Annotated in this window: 2 protein-coding genes; one reads left to right on the top strand and one right to left on the bottom strand. The window is 68.4% G+C overall.

Annotated elements, in window-relative coordinates:
* Positions 1-293: 293 nt before the first annotated feature.
* Positions 294-521, bottom strand: a complete 228-nt coding sequence (locus tag ACFWPX_RS35725) for a hypothetical protein (RefSeq protein WP_378933136.1) — start codon at positions 519-521, stop codon at positions 294-296.
* Here ACFWPX_RS35725 and ACFWPX_RS35720 point away from each other — a divergent pair.
* Positions 520-723, top strand: coding sequence for a calcium-binding protein (locus tag ACFWPX_RS35720; protein WP_378920299.1), 204 nt, complete (start codon positions 520-522; stop codon positions 721-723). The genes ACFWPX_RS35725 and ACFWPX_RS35720 overlap by 2 nt on opposite strands.
* Positions 724-907 lie beyond the last annotated feature (184 nt).

Below are 907 nucleotides of genomic sequence, written 5' to 3'. Positions count from 1 at the left end.
CCGTTGCGTAGGCGACGAAGGAGCAAGCAACGGTGCCTGACCGGCGGCCCCTTGGGGCCGCGGACACGCGCGCGCCAGCGCGCCAACAAACACAGCCCCAGTTAGCCCACAACCAACCGAGATTGCCAGCTACTTGCCAGTACCGGCCCAACAGATCCCGCCGCGAATGTACGCTCGCCCAGCGCTCCTGTCGGGGGGAGTCGTGCACGTCGACCATCAGGCCGTCTGTGCAACTGTGAGCAGGGGACATTCGAAATGAATCAGTCAGCGGGGAAAGCAGTTTCGTCAGTGCGTCATGGCCGGACAGTGGCGATCGCGGTGGCGATGCTGGCGGCCGTCACCGGTTGTGCAGCAGAGAGCAGGTCAAGTGCGGAGTCGCCGACACCGACGACGGTGCTTGCCGCAACACCGACCAGCACGCCCGCGATCGCACCACCGCCGGCGACCACCGCAGCTGTAGCTCCGACTACCTCCGCCGCAGCGCCGGCGCCGACCGCGATAATGCCCGCGGTGCTCTGCATGAACCTGCAGGAAGCGCAGAACACCATCCAGGCGGCGGGAGTGTTCTTCTCCCGGTCCACGGATGCCAGCGGCCGCGGCCGCGCACAGGTAATGGACCGCAACTGGACCGTTGTCGCCCAGGAACCCGCAGCGGGAGTTCCGATCGGCGAGGGGGAAGCGGTGCTGTCGGTGGTGAAGAACGAAGAACCCAGTCAGTGCTGAGGTGAGACCGGCTGGCCGACCTACGCGAGCTTGTCCTTCGAGGTCATAGCTATTCAGCTCGCGCGCAAACATGCGCGGAAAACAGTGAGGCGCGGGGGGGGGCGGGGGCGCCGCCGCGCGCGCGCGGCGCCGCCCCCCCAAAGACGCGCGGGGTCTCTCCCCGCGCGGGGGAGCGCGCGCGCGC

This window comes from Nocardia sp. NPDC058518 (assembly GCF_042719655.1).
In the GTDB taxonomy this organism is placed as follows: domain Bacteria; phylum Actinomycetota; class Actinomycetes; order Mycobacteriales; family Mycobacteriaceae; genus Nocardia.
The sequence above is the reverse complement of the archived record's forward strand: the minus strand, read 5'-3'. Positions and strand labels throughout refer to the sequence as shown.

Bases quoted from the DNA above. Each gene is read 5' to 3' on its own strand.
- ACFWPX_RS35725 (WP_378933136.1), bottom strand. From the start codon at position 521: ATGCAGAGCACCGCGGGCATTATCGCGGTCGGCGCCGGCGCTGCGGCG.
- ACFWPX_RS35720 (WP_378920299.1), top strand. From the start codon at position 520: ATGAACCTGCAGGAAGCGCAGAACACCATCCAGGCGGCGGGAGTGTTC.